Below are 17,855 nucleotides of genomic sequence, written 5' to 3'. Positions count from 1 at the left end.
GGTTCATCCTTGCATCACGGGTGGGGCCGCCGCGTCGCCGGACGGCGATCGCGTGGCGGTGGCGAGCGCGCGCTGCAGCTCGTCGAGGGCGCCGTCGAACAGCTTCAGGCGGTGCGACAGGCTGCTCTTGTCGGACCGCCGCGCGGCGTTCTCCAGCTCGGCGCACAGGTCGCCCATCGGCAGCGCGCCGACGGTGCGGCACGCCGACTTGAGCCGGTGCGCAATCGCCCCGAGCGCCACGGTATCGCCCTCGGCAAACGCCGCGCGCAGCTCGTGCGCCGATGCGGCCAGGCCGCGGCCGAAATCGCGGAGCACCTCGTCGACAACGTCGGAACCCTCGCCGAGCAGGCCACGCAGCACGTCGAGGTCCAGTGCACGCGTGGGCGGCGTGTCGACGACGGCCGCCGGCGCCGGTCCCGGGCGCGCGGCCGGCAGCGGCAGCCAGCGGTCGAGCGCGGCGCGCAGGGCGGCGAGCTGGATCGGCTTGGTCAGGTACTCGTCCATGCCCGCCGCGCGCGTGCGCGCGGCCTCGCCGCGCAGCGCGTTGGCGGTGATCGCCAGGATCGGCTTGCGCGCGCGCGTGTCGTCGGCGCGGATCGCCGCGGTCAGGCCGTAGCCGTCCATCTTCGGCATGTGCAGGTCGGTCAGCAGCAGCGCGTAGTCGCCGTGCTGCCACATCGCCAGCGCCTCGGCGCCGTCGCCGGCGACCTCCGCGGTGTAGCCGAGCAGGCCGAGCTGGGTCAGCAGCACCTTCTGGTTGGTCGGATCGTCCTCGGCGACCAGGATCAACCGGCCCTGCGCGCGCGCCTCGGCGACCGTGGACGCCGGCGGCACCGGCCTGTGGTCCTCGGCGCGCAGCTCGGGCAGCGAGGTCGCGGTGGCGCGTCCGCAGGCGACCGCCGCCGCGTGCACGAAGGACTTCCAGCCCAGCACGTTGCCGTCGATGTTGACCACGTTGAACGAAATCTGCCGCGCGGCGCGGCGGCGCCCGCGCGCGATCACCAGATGTCGGATGCGCGGCACGTCGGCGAAATGCGACAGCCACTCGCTCTGCGCCTGCTGGCTGTCGACGCCGTGCACCACCACCGGCGCGACCAGGCCTTCGCAGCGCGCGATCGCCGCGGGCGCGTCGCCGACGCGGTGCACGGCCGCGCCGCAGCGCGCGAGGTAGTCCTGGATGTCGTTGCCGTCGATGTGCGGGCCGGCGACCACCACGTAGTCGACGCCGGACAGGTCGGGCAGCGCGGTCTCGTCGGCCGACCCGGGCGCGTCCACCGGTTCGAACGGCAGCTCGACGGTGAACGTGCTGCCCTCGCCGAGCACGCTGGTCACCATGATCTCGCCGTCCATCAGCGTGACCAGCCGCTTGGTGATCGCCAGCCCCAGCCCGGTGCCGCCGAAGCGGCGCGTGGTCGAGACCTCGGCCTGCCGGAACGACTGGAACAGGCTGGCGACGGTCTCGGCCGACATGCCGATGCCGTTGTCGGCGACGCGGAAGCGCACCCGCAGCGGCGACTCGGACGTCACCTCGACGCGCAGGTCGACGCGGCCGCGGCGGTTGGCGCTGGTGCCGCTGAACTTGATCGCGTTGCCGACCAGGTTGTAGAGGATCTGCCGCAGGCGCACCGGGTCGGTCACGACCTGGCGCGGGCCGTCCGGCGAGATGAACAGGAACAGGTCGACGTTGCCGCCATCGGCGATCGGGCTGAGCGTGCCGTACACCGACTCGACCAGGTCGCACAGCGGCACCGGCGTGCGCTCGAGCTCGAGGTGGCCGGCCTCGATCTTCGAGAAGTCGAGGATGTCGTCGACCAGCCGCAGCAGCGCGAACGCGGAGTCCTTGATCGTGTGCACCGCATCGCGGTGCTCAGCCGCCAACGGGCCGCGCGACAGCACCTCGACCATGCCGACGATGCCGTTCATCGGCGTGCGGATCTCGTGGCTCATCGCCGCCAGGAACGCCGACTTGGCCGCGTTGGCCGCTTCGGCCTGGCCCTTCGCGGTGGCCAGCTCGCGCGTGCGGCGGTCGACGCGCTGTTCGAGCTCTTCGTTCATCGCCAGCAGCTGCGTCTCGGCGGACTTGCGCTCCGAGATGTCGAGCAGCACGCCCTCGACCCGGAAGCCGTCCGACGATTCGCCTTCCTGCGGCAGTGCCCGGCCCATGCCGGCGAGCCAATGGCAGCTGCCGTCCGGCCAGACGACGCGGAAGTCCGAGCGGAACTCGCCCTTTGTCGCCACCGCATGCGCGACCAGCGTGCCGGTGGCGTCGCGGTCGTCGGGATGGATCGCGTCGAGAAAGCCTTCGAAGTCGAGTTCCGCGTCGGCGGGCAGGCCGAACATCGCCATCGATTCGGGCGACCAGTCGATGCGGCGCGTCCGCCCGTCCCAGTGCCACGTTCCCAGGCCTCCCGCGCGCAGCGCCAGCCGCAGGTTCTCCTCGCTGCTGCGCAGCGCGAGCTCGGACTTGCGGTTCTCGGTGATGTCGCGGAAGTACACCGCCAGCCCCTCGTCGGACGCGTACGCGTGCACGGCGAACCAGCTTTCCAGCGGGGCGTAGTACTCCTCGAACACCACGCTCTCGTTGGTTTCGAGCGCGTGGCGGTAGTGGTGTTCGAACGACGTGCCGCGGGCGCTTGCGAACTCGTCCCAGATCACGCGGCCCAGCAGCCGTTCGCGCGGCCGCTGCAGCGTGCGCTCGGCCTCGCAGTTGACGTAGGTGAAGCGCCAGTCGCGATCGAGGGTGAAGAACGCATCGGTGATGCTTTCCAGCGTCGTCGTCAGCCGCTGCGCGACCCGCGCGGCCCGCGCCTCGACGGACTTCCCCGCCGAAATGTCCTGCAGCGCGCCCTCGACGCCGACCACCGCGCCGCTGCCGTCGCGCCGGGCCTCGGCCATGATCCGCAGCCAGCGGTCGCCGCCGGCGTGCAGCGACACTTCTTCGTCGAACCCCGCGCCGGTCGACAGGCAGACTGCGACGCGGGTGAGCAGGCGCGCGCGGCCGGCGGGGGCACAGGCTCGCAGCGCGTTCCTCACAGTGAGCCGCTCGGTGGCGACACCGAGCACGTCGGCCGCCTCCGGCGTCAGCGAAATCCCGCGATCGCCCGGACGGAAACTCCATCCGCCCAGTCGCGCCGTGCGCCCGGCGATCCGGAGCAGGGATGCGTCGCCGTCCGCGGCACGCCCCATGGGCAGCCGGTCGGCCACATCGTCGTGGCTGACCAGCACGCGGCGCCCGCCGGCGGACTCGGCGGGTGCCAGCCGCACCCGCCACCGCGAGTGGCCGTCGTTCGATGCGAGGTCCACGGATTCGCCGGCGCTGCGCCCGGCGAGCACAGCCTGGAAGGCCTGCACCACGCGGGCGGCGTCAGCAGGGGTGGCGCGCAGCGCCGTGCGGCACGCCTCAAGGTAGGTCGGCGACGCCCACGCCGTTGGCGTGGCGTGGAGCGCGGCCAGAAGGCTGCGCCATGCGACGTTGGAAGCGGTGACCGAACCGCGCTCGTCGAGCAGGCACACCGGCATCGGCAACGCATCGAGGATGGCCTGCGCAGCGCGATCGCCGTCGACCCGCGCGGGCTGCTTCGGGGGCACGAGGGTCACGCGCAGTCCGGCCCGGACCGCGCTGCTGTCGCGCCGGTGCGGGCGGCCAGCGGACGCCTGTTCACCGGGTTCGATCGCGGCGCGCCGATCGGCGGCACCCTGACGGGCTTGCGGTTCGCCATTGATCCGTCCCCTTTCGAATCCATCGTGATCGCGGGCGCCGTCGGGCCGCACTGCCCCCCCGTTGCCCGCTGACGCGCCCCGCAAGACGGCTCCCTCGACCCGAGGGCGCGGTGGCTTCGACCCATCCTCGGCGTTCGCGTGGGACACCTCCATGCGCCAATGGTCATGGTGCGCGTTCGCGCGAGGATGGCGCCGCCACGCGTCGCCGCGGCGTGACCGCGCATCATGCGCGCGCGCGGCAAAGCGATTCGTGATCCCTATCGCTTTGCGGCCAGAGGCCGGAATCGGGCGCCTGACTCAGTCAGCTTTGCCGAGTATGGCGGTGGTGCGGGTCGATCGATGCGGCGACGCTTGGGCCGAAGTTGCGGGCCTGTCGCGCGCCATTGCGCGGCAGCGACGGGGACGCCTGTCTGGAGCGTGTCGGGGGACGCCCCCGTGCGAGCGGCGTCCGCCTCGGGTTAGGCTTCGGGCGGGGCACACCGTTTCATCCAGGGGAATCCATCCGTGATCAACAAGCACCTCATCGTGCTGGCGGGGGCGTTTTTGGCCGCCAGCCTGCCTGTCGCCGTCCTTGCGGCGCCGCCGAAGGTCGAGGACTTCGTCCGCCAGGCCACCTACAGCAGCGCCAAGATCTCGCCGACGGGGGAGTTCCTGGCCATGACCGTCGAGCGCGGCGAGCAGGACGTGCTGACCGTGCTGCGCACCAAGGACCTGAGCGTCGTCAAGATCAACCAGCTGCCGGACGAAAAAAGCGTCGGGCGCTTCGAGTGGGTCAACGACAACCGGCTGGTGTTCAACTCGATCCGCAAGGTCGGGCGGTACGCACAGCCGTTCGGCACCGGCGAGTGGTACGGCGTCAACGCCGACGGCAGCCAGCCGCGGCCGCTGGTGTTCTACGGGACGCGCGACGCGACCCAGCGCGGCAAGCAGGTGGGCAGCGAGCGGTTCAACCTGCTGGACACGCTGCCCGACGACGACCAGAACGTCCTGATGACCATCAACTACCCGCGCTCGAGCGACGGCGCCGGGACGGAGGTGGTGCTGTTCGACGTGTATTCGGGCCGCTGGAAGACGCTGGCGCGCGCGCCGCGCGAGAACTGCGGGATCGCCGTCGACGCCGCCAAGGCGCCGCGCTTCGCCGTCTGCTACGACGATGAGGACGAGCTGGGCCGCTACGACGTGCAGAACGAGCTGTACCGGCGCGGCGACGACGGCAAGTGGACGCTCGTCAACAGTTCGAAGTCGACCGGGCGCATGCTGACCGTGCTCGGGTCGTCGAAGGACGGGCGCATCTACGCCACCGAGAGCGACGGCAAGCGGCCGGAGGCCTTCGGCACGGTCGACACGGCCACCGGCGCATTCCGCAAGCTCTTCCAGGACGACGTCTCCGAACCGGCGCGCTACATCACGTCCTCCGACGGCGACACCGTGATCGCGGTGTCGACCGAAGCCGGCGCGCCGCGCGTCGAACTGGTCGACGAGGCGCATCCCGACGCCGAGGTGTACGCCTCGCTGTCCGGTGCGTTCCCGGGCCAGTTCGTCGACTTCAGCAGCGCCACGCGCGACGGTCGCCAGATCGTCGTGTCCGTGCGCAGCGACCGCAATCCCGGCGAGCTCTACCTGTACGACCGCGACACCGGCAAGGCGCGCTTCCTGCTGCAGAGTCGCAGCTGGCTCGACGCCGACCAGATGGCGCGGGTCAAGTCGTTTTCGTTCAAGAACCGCGACGGCATGACGCTCTACGGCTACCTGACGCTGCCGAACGGCTCCGATGGCAAGAACCTGCCGCTGATCGTCAATCCGCACGGGGGCCCGATGGGGCCGCGCGACAACTGGGGCTTCAACACGGAGGCGCAGCTGCTCGCGAGCCGCGGCTATGCCGTGCTGCAGGTGAACTTCCGCGGCTCGGGCGGTTTCGGCAAGGCCTTCCAGGACATGGCCTACGGGCAGTGGGCCGACGGCATCATGAATGACGTCATCGACGCGACGAACTGGGCCGTCGCGCAGGGGCATGCCGACAAGGAGCGCGTTTGCATCTACGGCGGCAGCTTCGGTGGCTATGCGGCGATGATGGCGCCGGTCAAGGCCCCGGGCCTCTACCAGTGCGCGTTCGGCTACGTCGGCGCCTACGACGCCGACGTGCAGACGACGCTCAGTGACACGAGCAAGAGCGAGTCGGGCCAGCGCTACCTGGTGCGCGCGCTGGGCGCGACCAAGGCGGCCCGCGACGCAGTCATGCCGATCACGTATGCCGACAAGGTCAAGATCCCGGTGTACCTGGCCGCCGGCGCGCGCGACCCGCGCTGCCCGCCGGAGAACACCGAGCGCATGGCCAGGGCGCTGGCCGCCGCCGGCAACCCGCCGGAGGGCGTGATGATCGTGTCCGGCGAGATGCACGGCTTCTACAAGGAGGAGAACAACCTCAAGCTCTACACCGAGATGCTGGCGTTCTTCGATCGCCACATCGGCCGGCGCGCGACCGCGCAGAACTGAGCCACCGGTCCCAGCAGCGTCCCGGCTCCTCCGCGACGCTGTGCACCAGATGCCCGGCCGCGCCATCCTGGGGAGGGTGGCGCGGCCTCAACCCAGACAGGGAGTCACCCATGAAGCACATCCTGATGGCGCTCGCCTTCGGCGTCGCCGTGTCCGCACCCATTGCCCACGCGGCCGACGTCGACGTCGAGGCTTTCGTCAAGCGCGACCGGTTCGATGACATCAAGCTCTCGCCCAACGGCGACTACTACGCGGCGACGGTGCCGCTGGGCGATCGGACCGCCCTGGCCGTCCTGCGGCGCAGCGACAACAAGCTGACGGCCACGTTCCAGATCGGCAAGAACACCCACGTGGCCGGGTTCTGGTGGGTGAATCCCGAGCGCGTGCTGATCAGCACCGCGCGCAAATTCGGTTCGCTCGACCAGCCACTGCTCACCGGCGACATCTACGCCATCAACGCCGACGGCACGCGTCCGGACGTCCTCGTCGGCCAGAGCGTGGTCAGCGCGGGCCCGGGCACGAAGATCCAGCCGAAAAAGGCCGAGCTCGTCGCCGCGTTCCTCGTCGACGACCTGCCGCGCGACGACCGCAACGTGGTGATCGCGGTCAGCCCGTTCAGCGCCGATCCGTTCACCCGCGCCGAGCAGATGGACGTCTACACCGGCCGGCGCACGCAGCTCGCCCGGGCCCCCGTGCGCAACGCGCGCTTCACGGTCGACCACGACGGCGTCGTGCGCTTCGCGCGCGGCGTGGGGTCGGACAACGTCAACAAGCTCTACTACCGCGCCGGCGAGAATGCGCCGTGGGAGCTGATCAACGACGAGGCGGCGACGTCGCGACGCGAGTGGGTTCTGGGCCTGTCTGCCGACGATTCGCTGGCGTACCTGGAGGTCGAGCAGCCGCGCGGTCCGAACGCGGTCGTCGCGATGGACATCGCCACGCGTGAGCGCAAGCAGGTGCTGCGCGACGACAACGTGGACGTGCACTCGGTGATCTTGCGCAACGGGACGCTGGTGCCGGTGGGCGTGACCTTCATGGACGGCAAGCCGCGAACCGACTTCTTCGATGCCCAGTCGCCGGAGGCACGGCTCTACCGGAGCCTCGAGGCGGCGTTCGGCGGCCCCGTGCAGGTCACGTCCCAGACCAGCGACGGGCGCTACGCGCTCGTATACCTGCGCAGCGACGTCAACCCGGGGGATTACTACATCTTCGACAACGTGGCCAAGAAGGCCGACCACCTGGTCAGCCGTCGGGAGTGGTTCGATCCGGCGGCGATGGCGCCGATGCGCCCGGTCAGCTTCGTCGCGCGCGATGGACTGCCGATCCACGGGTATCTGTCCACGCCGGAGGGCTCGCAGGGCAAATCGATGCCGATGGTCGTGCTGCCGCACGGTGGCCCGTTCGGGATCCAGGACAACTGGGGTTTCGATACCGACGTCCAACTGCTGGCGCGCGCCGGCTACGCGGTGTTGCAGGTCAACTACCGCGGCTCGTCCGGGTACGGCCGCGCGTTCCAGCAGGCCGGCGCCAAGCAGTGGGGTGGCACGATGCAGGACGACCTGACCGATGCGACGAAATGGGCGATCAAGGAGGGCATCGCCGACCCTTCGCGCATCTGCCTCTACGGCGGAAGTTACGGCGGCTATGCGTCGCTGATGGGCGTGGCGAAGGAGCCTTCGCTTTACCGGTGTGCCGTGGGCTATGTGGGCGTGTACGACTTGCCGACGATGCAGCGCGCGGACGCACGCGAGAGCAAGCGCTTTGCCAACTGGTCGTCGGAGTGGGTCGGATCGGGCGACCTGCTGGTCGCCAACTCGCCCACCCGCCTGGCCGATCGCATCAAGGTGCCGGTGTTCCTCGCCGCCGGCGGCGAGGACGAGATTGCCCCGATCGCCCACAGCCGCATGATGGAGCAGGCGCTGCGCAAGGCGAACGTGCCGGTCGAGACGCTGTACTACGACACCGAAGGCCACGGCTTCTACAAGGACGAGCACCGCCGCGAGTACTACACGCGGTTGCTGGCGTTCCTGTCGCGCCATCTCGGTGGCGGGGTGGCGAAGGCCGGCGGTACGGTGCCGACCACGGCCGGCAAGTAGTCCGTCCGAACCGGCCAACGCGTTAGACCCGAACGGCGCCCTTGCGGCGCCGTTCTGTTTGGTGCGTCTGTTTGGTGCGCTGCAGCGTGGCCGCAGGCGTTGCGCACGCTGGCGTACGGCGCCGGGCGCCACGGCGCCATGCGCTATGCTCCGCGGGCATCGCGCGGCGACCATGCCGTGCTTCGACCGACTGGAGTGTCCATGAGTCAGCCCACGCCGATCCCGTCCGCGGCCGCCGCGCCCGTCCCGCAGTTGACCCTCCGCGCCGTGCTGCTGGCGATCGTGCTGGCGGTGATCCTGTCGGCCGCCAACGCCTACCTCGGCCTGTTCGCGGGCCTGACCATCGCCACGGCGATTCCGGCGGCGGTGGTCTCGATGGGCGTGCTGCGCCTGCTCGGCGGCGGCACGATCCTGGAGAACAACATCGTCCAGACCGGCGCGTCGGCGGGCTCGTCGATCGCCGCCGGCGTGATCTTCACGATCCCGGCGCTGGTGATCCTCGGCTACTGGGACGACTTCCGCTACTCGTGGGTGCTGGCGATCGCCGGCCTCGGCGGCCTGCTCGGCGTGCTGTTCTCGGTGCCGCTGCGCCGCTCGATGCTGATCGAGAACCCGCTGCCGTTCCCTGAGGGCAAGGCCGCGGCCGAGGTGCTGAAGGCCGGCGACAACCCGGGTCCCGGTCTGAAGATCCTGGCGCTGTCGGCCGCGCTCGGCGGCGTGATCAAGGCCGCCGCCGCCAGCGGCCTGCGGATGATTCCGGACACCGCCGCCGGCGCCGGGTTCTTCGGCAAGTACCTGGGCTACATGGGCACCAACCTGTCCCCGGCGCTGCTCGGCGTCGGCTACATCGTCGGCCTGAACATCGGCATCGTCGTGGTGTCCGGCAGCATCCTGTCGTGGCACATGGCGATCCCGCTGTACCACGCGTTCTTCCTCGGCAGCGACCCGGCCCTGGCGCAGTCGATCGTCGGCGCGGGCGCCGAGGAAACCGCGTTCGCGATCTGGTCGGCGAAGATCCGCTACCTCGGCGTCGGCGCGATGCTGATCGGCGGCGTGTGGACGCTGTTCTCGCTCCGCAAGTCGCTGCTGTCCGGCATCAAGAGCGGCATCGCCGCCGCGCGCAAGCGCACCGAGGGCTTCGTGCCGGAAACCGAGCGCGACCTGCCGATGAAGTGGATGCTCGTCGCGCTGGTGGCGTTCGTGTTCCCGCTCGCGCTGCTGTACCGCACGATCGTCGCGGCCGACCCCGCGGTCGCCAGCCCGTGGACGATCGGCCTGATCATGACGCTGATCATGATCGTCGCCGGCTTCCTGTTCGTGTCGGTGTCGGCGTACCTGGCCGGCCTCGTCGGTTCGTCCAACAACCCGGTGTCGGGCATCACGATCGCGACGATCCTGTTCGCATCGGTCGTGCTGATGCTGCTGCTCGGCGCCGACTCGAAGATCGGCGCGGTCGCGGCCATCATGATCGGCGCGGTGGTGTGCTGCGCGGCGGCCGTCGGCGGCGACAACCTGCAGGACCTGAAGGCCGGCCTGCTCGTCGGCGCGACGCCGTGGAAGCAGCAGCTGATGCTCGGCATCGGCGCGTTCTCGTGTGCGCTGATCATGGCGCCGGTGCTGAACCTGCTCGCCGAGGCCTACGGCATCGGCGCGCCGACCGCGGCCAAGCCCAACTCGCTGGCCGCGCCGCAGGCGACGCTGATGGCATCGGTCGCGCGCGGGCTGTTCGGCGGCGACCTGCCGTGGGGCGTGATCGCGATCGGCGCCGGCGTCGGCGCGGCGATCATCGCCCTCGACGAGTGGCTCAAGGCCACCGGCAAGAAGTTCCGCGTGCCGGTGCTGGCCGCCGCGATCGGCATCTACCTGCCGCTCGAGCTGATGGTGCCGATCTTCCTCGGCGGCCTGCTCGCGTACTTCGTCGAGCGCCGCCACGGTCTGGCCGGTTCCGACGACGAAGCCGCGCGCGACCGCATCCACCGTCCGGGCACCTTGTTCGCCGCGGGCCTGATCACCGGCGAGGCGCTGATGGGCATCCTGATCGCGATTCCGATCGTCGCCACGGGCCGTCCGGACGTCATTGCGGTTCCGGAGACGCTGCAGTTCGGCAAGTATGTCGGCCTGGTGGTGCTCGCCGTGGTCGCGTGGCTGCTGTACCGCACCGGCGCGAAGGCCAAGGCCGCCGTCTGATCGTCCACCGCCATCGGCGCGTCCGCGATCACGCGGCCGCGCTTCGTTCGTTCCTGCCTGTTCCGGAGTTCCCGATGAAGCTGCATCCGCTCGTTGTTGCCCTGGCCCTCGCCGCGGCCGCGCCGCTCGCGCTCGCCGCACCGCGCGGCTTCGAGGTTCGCGATCTCGCTGCGCTCGACCGCCACTCGTCGCCGACGCTGTCGCCCAACGGCCGCCTGCTGGTGTTCGCCAAGCGCGTGGCCGATCTCGAGGCGAACAAGTCGTCGACGTCGCTTTACATCGAGGACCTGATGGCGCGCGATTCGGCGCCGCCGAAGCGGCTCACCCCGGACGGCTGGAACGTCAACTCGCCGGCGTTCTCGCCCGACGGCCGCACGGTGTATTTCCTCAGCGCGAAGTCCGGCTCGCAGCAGCTGTACGCGATACCGGCCGCCGGCGGCACGCCGCGCCAGCTGACCGACCTGCCGGCCGATGTCGGCAGCTACGAAGTCTCGCCCGACGGCACCCGCGTCGCGCTCGGCGCCGAGGCGTTCGTCGACTGCGCCAGCGACCTGGCGTGCACCAAGAAGCGGCTCGACGAGCGCGCGGCCGACAAGGCCAGCGGCAAGGTGTTCGACCGCATGTTCATCCGCCACTGGGATGCGTGGAACGACGGTCGCCTCAACCGCGTGTTCGTCGCCGAACTCGGCAGCGCGCCGGTCAAGTCGGCGACGCTGGTCGGCGGCGATGTGATCGGCGACGTGCCGTCGCGTCCGTTCGGCGATGCGAGCGAGTACGAGTGGTCGCCCGACGGCACCTCGCTGGTGCTGGCCGCGCGCAAGGCCGACCGCAGTGAGCCGTGGTCGACCAACTTCGACCTGTACCTGGTGCAGGCCGACGGCAAGGGCGCCGCGCGCAACCTGACCGCGTCCAACCCGGCGTGGGACACCGGCCCGGCGTTCAGCGCCGACGGCAAGACCCTGTACTACCGCGCGATGAAGCGGCCGGGCTTCGAAGCCGATCGCCTCGCGCTGATGGAAATGAACCTCGCGACCGGCGCGACGCGCGAAATCGCGCCGCGCTGGGACGCCTCGGCCGACGGCATCACGCTCTCGGCCGACGGCAAGTCGATCTACACCAGCGCGCAGGAGCTCGGCCGCCACCCGCTGTTCGCGGTCGACATCGCGACCGGCGAGGTGACGTCGATCCTGAAGGACGGCTCGGTGTCGGCCTTTGACCTGAAGGGCCCGACGCTCGTCGCCTCGGTCAACTCGATGAAGAGCGGCGACCAGATCTTCGCCACCAGTCCCGACGGCAAGGCGCCGCTGCGTGCGATCACGCCCAGCGCGTCGGAGATGCTGCCGGACGTGCGCTTCGGCGAGTACGAGCAGTTCCGCTTCGCGGGTTGGAACGGGGAGACCGTGCACGGCTACGTAGTCAAGCCGTGGAACTATGAAGCGGGCAAGAAGTACCCGGTCGCGTTCCTGATCCACGGCGGGCCGCAGGGCAGCTTCGGCGACGGCTGGAGCTACCGCTGGAACCCGCAAACGTACGCCGGCCAGGGCTACGCGGTGGTGATGATCGACTTCCACGGCTCGACCGGCTACGGCCAGAAGTTCACCGACGCGATCAGCGGCCACTGGGGCGACCGGCCGCTCGAGGACCTGCAGAAGGGCTGGGCCGCGGCGCAGCAGAAGTACCCGTTCCTCGACGGCGCCAACGCGTGCGCGCTCGGCGCCAGCTACGGCGGCTACATGGTCAACTGGATCGCCGGCAACTGGCACACGCCGAAGTCCGGCGCGTGGAAGTGCCTGGTCAACCACGACGGCGTGTTCGACCAGCGCATGATGGGCTACGCGACCGAAGAGCTGTGGTTCACCGAGTGGGAGAACGGCGGCACCCCGTACGACGTGCCGAAGAACTACGAGAAGTTCAACCCGGTCAACCATGTCGACCAGTGGCGCGTGCCGATGCTGGTCATCCACGGCCAGCAGGACTTCCGCATCCCGGTCGAGCAGGGCATCGCTGCGTTCACCGCGCTGCAGCGCCGCGGCATCGAGTCGAAGTTTCTGTACTTCCCGGACGAGAACCACTGGGTGCTGAAGCCGCGCAACAGCGTGCAGTGGCATGACACCGTCAACGGCTGGCTGAAGCAGCACCTGTCGAAGTAACCCGCGCGCGGGCGACCCGATCGACGGTTCGCCCGCGTCGTTCTCCCTTCACCGGGCCGCGCCGCGGCGGGCCCTGCGCGCCCCGGAGTCCCGATGGCTGTTGCCGATCCCGCCACCAGCACCGCGCTGATCACCAACGACATCGTCGTCTTCGGCCTGATCGCCGCCACCCTCGGCGTCGTGTTCTGGAGCGAGTCGTCGCCGAACCGGGTGTTCCGGCGCTTCTACGCGGTCGTGCCCGCGCTGCTGCTGTGCTACTTCATCCCCGGCATCTACAACAGCATCGGCCTGATCGACGGGGCCAACAGCAAGCTCTACAACCCGATCGCCAGCCGCGTGCTGCTGCCGGCCGCGCTGGTGCTGCTGACGCTGACGATCGACCTGAAGGGCGTGCTGAAGCTGGGGCCGAAGCTGCTGGCGATGTACGCCGCCGCTTCGGTCAGCGTGATGGTCGGCGCGGTCGTGGCGTTCCTGATCATGCAGTGGCTGCACCCGGCCACGGTGGCCGGCGACACCTGGGGCGGCATGGCCGCGCTGGCCGGCAGCTGGATCGGCGGCGGTGCCAACATGGTCGCGATGAAGGAGGTGTTCGGCGTCGACGAGACGACGTTCGGCCAGTTCGTCGTCGTCGACGTCAGTGTCGGCTACGTGTGGATGGCCATCCTGATCTTCTTCGCCGGGCGCGCCGATGCGATCGACGCGCGCAGCGGCGCGGACACGCGCGCGATCGAGGACCTCAAGCGGCGGCTGGCCAGCTACCAGGCCGAGCACGCGCGCATCGCCACGCTTGGCGACCTGATGATGATCGTCGGCATCGCGTTCGGCATCGTCGGGCTGGCCCATGCAGTGGCGCAGCCGGCGGCGGCGTGGTTCGCGGCCAACGTGTCCTGGGCGCGGCAAGTGAGCCTGCACGAGCCGTTCGTCTGGGTGGTCGTGCTCGCGACGCTGGCCGGCTTGGGGCTGAGTTTCACCCGCGTGCGGCAGCTCGACGGCGCCGGCGCGTCGAAGATCGGCACGCTGCTGCTGTACATCCTGATCGCCAGCATCGGCATGCAGATGGACATCGCCGCGCTCGCCGACAAGCCCTGGCTGTTCGCGCTGGGAGTCATCTGGATCAGCGTGCATATCGGTCTGCTGTGGTTGCTCGGACGCCTGCTGCGCGTGCCGTTCTTCTATTTCGCGCTCGGCTCGCAGAGCAACATCGGTGGCCCGGCCTCCGCGCCCGTCGTGGCCTCGGTGTTCCATCCGTCGCTGGCGCCGGTGGGTGCGCTGCTCGGTGCGCTGGGGTACGCGACCGGCACGCTGCTGGCGTACATCGTCGGCATCACGCTGCGCGCGCTCGCGACCTGACGCCGTCGCCCGATTCGGCTCGTCCGGGCTGCCCAAGGAAACAAAAAAGAAGGCCCCGGCATGCCGGGGCCTTCTTCATTTCAGCGTCGCCGGGTCCGCCGCTCAGTTCAGCGGGCAGCCCTGGTTGTTGTACGCGTCCAGCGTGCTGGCCAGCGAGATCATCAGCCCGCGGTCGGCGCTGTTGAGCGCGAACGTCACCTGCGTGACCACCTGCGCGGTCGTCAGCGGGTAGGCGACCCCGTCGGAAGCCGAGTTCAGCAGCGCGGCGACGGCCTGCTTGAGCAGGATGCGCTTGCCGCCCTCGATGCCCGGTCCACCCTTGTAGTTCAGCGCCTCGAGGAAGGTTTCATCGAACGCGTTGGCGCCGAACGTCGCCTGCAATGGCGAGCCGATGTTGTAGGCCGCCGGCCACGAATCGTGGTGCTTGCGCACCTTCCAGTAGCCCAGCGTGCAGCCGTCGACGCCGACGCGCGGCACCGAGTAGCAGTACGACACGCCCTTGGCGGCGTTGTTCGGCGGGGTCGTCGCGACGGTGATGCCCGGCGCGGCGGGCGCGCGCAGGCCGCGGTCTTCCATGCGCGGCGGGTCGTAGCTGTACGCGTTGCCGCCGTACTCGTTGCGGACCACGACGTGGTGGATGTTCGGGCCGGCCACCATCTGGATCCAGTCGACGATGAAGCCGTTGGTCGACGGGTAGTGGATGGTCACCACGTCCAGCGTGCCGTCGTTGTGGCGGATGACGCCGTCCGCCGGCGGAACCACGGTGAACTCGGTCAGCAGGTTCGCCGTGTCGAAGTCCTTGCAGCTGAAGCTGCCATCGACCGGCGTCGGTGAGCCGTACGGGTAGCCGTTGGCCGCGGCCGTGCCGGCGGCCAGCGTGAGAATCAGGGTTGCGGCGGTGCACAGCAGCGGACGGCGCGCCGAGCGCGTCGAGCGGTGTTGGAGAATCATTGAAAGCCCCCTAGTGAAGAGTCGAAACGACCTCCGCCTCCGGCCAGATGGGGGCCGTACCGCATGGAATGAAGCCGTGAATGGGGTAACGGACGGTCGGGGCGGGACCGGCCAGCGACGGCATGAGCACTCCGAGCGGCCACGGCAGCCGGGTGGCCGCCTGGATCGCGTCCTGCGCGGCCGGTCGAAGCGTGCGGCTGCGTTGGCCCGCATCAGGGGCCCGGACGATGCCGGGCCGCAGGGCGATCCACCGGGAGACAGGGCATGAACGAATTACGTCCCTACGACCAGCGCGCGCGGTCCGAGGACCGGCGCAAGGGCGGCGAACGGCGCGTCGGCCACGACCGTCGCGAGGAGTTCCGCTACGAGCCGGGCAAGGAAGACCGCCGCAGCGGACGCGATCGCCGCAAGAACAGCTGGACGGGGACGCTGCTGCGCTAGCGGCCGCGGCGCGGGCCGACCCGCGACTCAGATCGACAGCGGACGCAGGCGCGGCTCCTCTGCGAGCTGGAAGGGCGGCGAGCCTGGCGCCCCCGCCTCGAGGACGGCGGCGCTGCGCTCCATCGGCACCGACGTCGCCTGGGCCAGGTCGATCGCGCGCCCCGCGGCCGGACGCCCGGGGCAGACGGTCAGCAGCAGCGACTGCGACCCTTGCCGTAGCGCGCTTCCATGCGTTCGCGGAAAAATGCGTCGCGGTCCATCGGCGCCACGTCGGGATGCACGCGGCGCATGTGCGCCGCGTACACGTCGTAGTCGGGCAGGCCGATCGCCAGCCGCGCGGTCTGCTGCGCCAGCCGCCACCATCGGGCGATCAGCGTCAGCGCCAGCAGCGCGATCTCAGCGGGCGAGCGCGTCGAGCGCGACATAGTCGTTCTCCTTCGCCGTCGGCGCGGCGTTGCGCCGTGCCGCCAGCGCGGCCCGGATGCCGAAGAACAGCGTCGACAGCATCACCACGATGAACAATGCGCACAGCGCGGCGTCGATGTAGTTGTTGAACACCACGCGCTGCATTTCCTCGATCGACTTGGCCGGTGCAAGCACCTCGCCGCGGGCCGCTGCGTCGGCGAACCTGCGCGCGTTGGCGAGGAAACCGATCTTCGGGTCAGGGTGGAACAGCTTCTGCCAGCCGGCCGTCAGCGTGCAGATCAGCAGCCACGCGGTCGGCAGCGCCGGGATCCACAGGTAGCGCTCGCGCTTCATCTTGATCATCACCACGCAGCAGAAGATCAGCGCGATGCCCGCCAGCATCTGGTTGGCGATGCCGAACAGCGGCCACAGCGTGTTGATGCCGCCGAGCGGATCGACCACGCCCTGGTACAGGAACCAGCCCCAGCCCGCCACCGCCAGCGTCGTGCCGGCGATGTTCGCCGCCCAGCTGTCGGTGCGGTGGAACGGCGCGTACGCCAGGCCCAGCAGCTCCTGGATCATGAAGCGCGCGACGCGCGTGCCGGCATCGATCGTCGTCAGGATGAAGAGGGCTTCGAACAGGATCGCGTAGTGGTACCAGAACGCCATCATCCCTTGGCCCGGGATCAGGCCGTGCAGGATCTGCGCCATGCCGACCGCGAGCGTCGGTGCGCCGCCGGTTCGCGACAGGATGCTGTTCTCGCCGATGTCCGCCGCCGTCGCGGTGAGCACGTCCGGCGTCATCACGAAGCCGAGGTTGGTGATCGCGGCCGCGGCGGATTCCGCGGTGGTGCCGATCAGCGCGGCCGGGGCGTTCATCGCGAAGTAGATGCCCGGATCGAGCACGCACGCGGCGATCAACGCCATGATCGCGACGAACGCCTCCATCAGCATGCCGCCGTAGCCGATCGGCCGGATGTGCGCCTCGTTGGCGAGCATCTTCGGCGTGGTGCCGGAGCTGATCAGCGAGTGGAAGCCCGACACGGCGCCGCACGCGATCGTGATGAACAGGAACGGGAACAGCGTGCCGGCGAACACCGGCCCGGTGCCGTCGATGAACTTGGTCACCGCGGGCATCTGCAGGTCGGGGCGCGCGACGAGGATCGCGACGGCGAGGATCAGCACCGTGCCGATTTGAGGAACGTCGACAGGTAATCGCGCGGCGCCAGCAGCAGCCACACCGGCAGCACCGACGCGATGAACCCGTAGCCGATCATCAGCCACGCCAGCGTCGTGCCCTTCAGCGTAAACGCCGCGCCCCAACCCGGATCCGCGGCGACCTTGCCGCCGAGCCAGATCGACACCAGCAGCAGCACCAGCCCGAGGATCGACACCTCCATGACCCGGCCCGGACGGAAGTAGCGCAGGTATACGCCCATGAGCAGCGCGATCGGGATCGTCATCGCCACGGTGAACGTGCCCCACGGGCTCTCGGCGAGCGCCTTGACCACGACCAGCGCGAGCACGGCGAGCAGGATCACCATGATCATCAGGATGCCGATCATCGCGATCACGCCGGCGGCCGAGCCCATCTCGGCGCGGATCATCTCGCCGAGCGAGCGGCCATCGCGGCGCGTGGAGAAGAACAGCACCAGCATGTCCTGCACCGCGCCGGCGAACACGACGCCAACCAGGATCCACAGCGTGCCGGGCAGGTAGCCCATCTGCGCGGCGAGCACCGGGCCGACCAGCGGGCCGGCGCCGGCGATGGCGGCGAAGTGGTGGCCGAACAGCACGCTGCGCTCGGTCGGCACGTAGTCGAGGCCGTCGTTGCGCCGCCATGCGGGCGTCGCGCGGGTCGGGTCGATGCGCAGTGCCGTGTTGGCGATGAACAGCGCATAGAACCGGTAAGCGATCGCGAACACCGACACCGACGCGGCGACGAGCCACATCGCGCTGATCGTCTCGCCCCGGTGCAGGGCGATCGTGCCGAGGCAGAACGCGGCGAACACCGCGAGCGCCACCCAACCCAACCACGACAGAGCTTTCATGACGCGCCTCC

General features: G+C 70.0%; 9 protein-coding genes and 1 pseudogene. 6 read left to right on the top strand and 4 right to left on the bottom strand.

Annotated elements, in window-relative coordinates:
* Positions 1-3 precede the first annotated feature (3 nt).
* Positions 4-3,597, bottom strand: a complete 3,594-nt coding sequence (locus D3A60_RS11275; protein ID WP_157981472.1) for an ATP-binding protein — start codon at positions 3,595-3,597, stop codon at positions 4-6.
* 627 nt (positions 3,598-4,224) lie between these two features.
* Between D3A60_RS11275 and D3A60_RS11270 the strand changes: the two genes are divergently transcribed.
* The 5 genes from D3A60_RS11270 to D3A60_RS11250 all read left to right on the top strand — a co-directional run bounded on the left by D3A60_RS11270 (position 4,225) and on the right by D3A60_RS11250 (position 13,996).
* Positions 4,225-6,213 carry an alpha/beta hydrolase family protein gene (locus tag D3A60_RS11270; protein ID WP_231120474.1) on the top strand — a complete coding sequence of 663 codons (1,989 nt, stop codon included), beginning with the start codon at positions 4,225-4,227 and terminating at the stop codon, positions 6,211-6,213.
* 110 nt (positions 6,214-6,323) lie between these two features.
* Positions 6,324-8,309: an alpha/beta hydrolase family protein gene (locus D3A60_RS11265; protein WP_119718741.1), complete on the top strand. Its 1,986-nt coding sequence runs from the start codon at positions 6,324-6,326 to the stop codon at positions 8,307-8,309.
* A 201-nt stretch (positions 8,310-8,510) separates the two neighbouring features.
* Positions 8,511-10,496, top strand: coding sequence for an OPT family oligopeptide transporter (locus D3A60_RS11260; RefSeq protein ID WP_119718740.1), 1,986 nt, complete (start codon positions 8,511-8,513; stop codon positions 10,494-10,496).
* Between the two features lie 74 nt (positions 10,497-10,570).
* A complete protein-coding gene (locus D3A60_RS11255) occupies positions 10,571-12,646 on the top strand; it encodes an alpha/beta hydrolase family protein (protein ID WP_119718739.1) in 2,076 nt (691 codons plus the stop codon).
* 93 nt (positions 12,647-12,739) lie between these two features.
* Positions 12,740-13,996 (top strand): DUF819 family protein, encoded by a 1,257-nt coding sequence (locus D3A60_RS11250; protein WP_119718738.1) that lies wholly within the window; start codon positions 12,740-12,742, stop codon positions 13,994-13,996.
* A 102-nt stretch (positions 13,997-14,098) separates the two neighbouring features.
* Here the strand turns inward: D3A60_RS11250 and D3A60_RS11245 are convergent, their stop codons facing one another.
* Positions 14,099-14,947 carry a hypothetical protein gene (locus D3A60_RS11245; protein WP_119718737.1) on the bottom strand — a complete coding sequence of 283 codons (849 nt, stop codon included), beginning with the start codon at positions 14,945-14,947 and terminating at the stop codon, positions 14,099-14,101.
* A gap of 264 nt (positions 14,948-15,211) precedes the next feature.
* Between D3A60_RS11245 and D3A60_RS14645 the strand changes: the two genes are divergently transcribed.
* Positions 15,212-15,388, top strand: coding sequence for a hypothetical protein (locus tag D3A60_RS14645; protein WP_196778713.1), 177 nt, complete (start codon positions 15,212-15,214; stop codon positions 15,386-15,388).
* A gap of 188 nt (positions 15,389-15,576) precedes the next feature.
* On the opposite strand, the gene D3A60_RS11240 is transcribed toward D3A60_RS14645, so the two are convergent.
* A complete protein-coding gene (locus D3A60_RS11240) occupies positions 15,577-15,813 on the bottom strand; it encodes a YbdD/YjiX family protein (protein ID WP_119718736.1) in 237 nt (78 codons plus the stop codon).
* Positions 15,785-17,844, bottom strand: a pseudogene (locus tag D3A60_RS11235) (carbon starvation CstA family protein). Before D3A60_RS11235 ends, D3A60_RS11240 begins: the two are co-directional and overlap by 29 nt.
* Positions 17,845-17,855 lie beyond the last annotated feature (11 nt).

The sequence above is a fragment of the Cognatilysobacter tabacisoli genome, assembly GCF_003586305.1.
Classification (GTDB): Bacteria; Pseudomonadota; Gammaproteobacteria; order Xanthomonadales; family Xanthomonadaceae; genus Cognatilysobacter_A; species Cognatilysobacter_A tabacisoli.
The sequence above is the reverse complement of the archived record's forward strand: the minus strand, read 5'-3'. Positions and strand labels throughout refer to the sequence as shown.

Coding starts and splice junctions, on each gene's coding strand:
- D3A60_RS11245 (WP_119718737.1), bottom strand. CDS start 14,947: ATGATTCTCCAACACCGCTCGACGCGCTCGGCGCGCCGTCCGCTGCTG.
- D3A60_RS11260 (WP_119718740.1), top strand. CDS start 8,511: ATGAGTCAGCCCACGCCGATCCCGTCCGCGGCCGCCGCGCCCGTCCCG.
- D3A60_RS11265 (WP_119718741.1), top strand. CDS start 6,324: ATGAAGCACATCCTGATGGCGCTCGCCTTCGGCGTCGCCGTGTCCGCA.
- D3A60_RS11255 (WP_119718739.1), top strand. CDS start 10,571: ATGAAGCTGCATCCGCTCGTTGTTGCCCTGGCCCTCGCCGCGGCCGCG.
- D3A60_RS14645 (WP_196778713.1), top strand. CDS start 15,212: ATGAACGAATTACGTCCCTACGACCAGCGCGCGCGGTCCGAGGACCGG.
- D3A60_RS11250 (WP_119718738.1), top strand. CDS start 12,740: ATGGCTGTTGCCGATCCCGCCACCAGCACCGCGCTGATCACCAACGAC.
- D3A60_RS11240 (WP_119718736.1), bottom strand. CDS start 15,813: ATGTCGCGCTCGACGCGCTCGCCCGCTGAGATCGCGCTGCTGGCGCTG.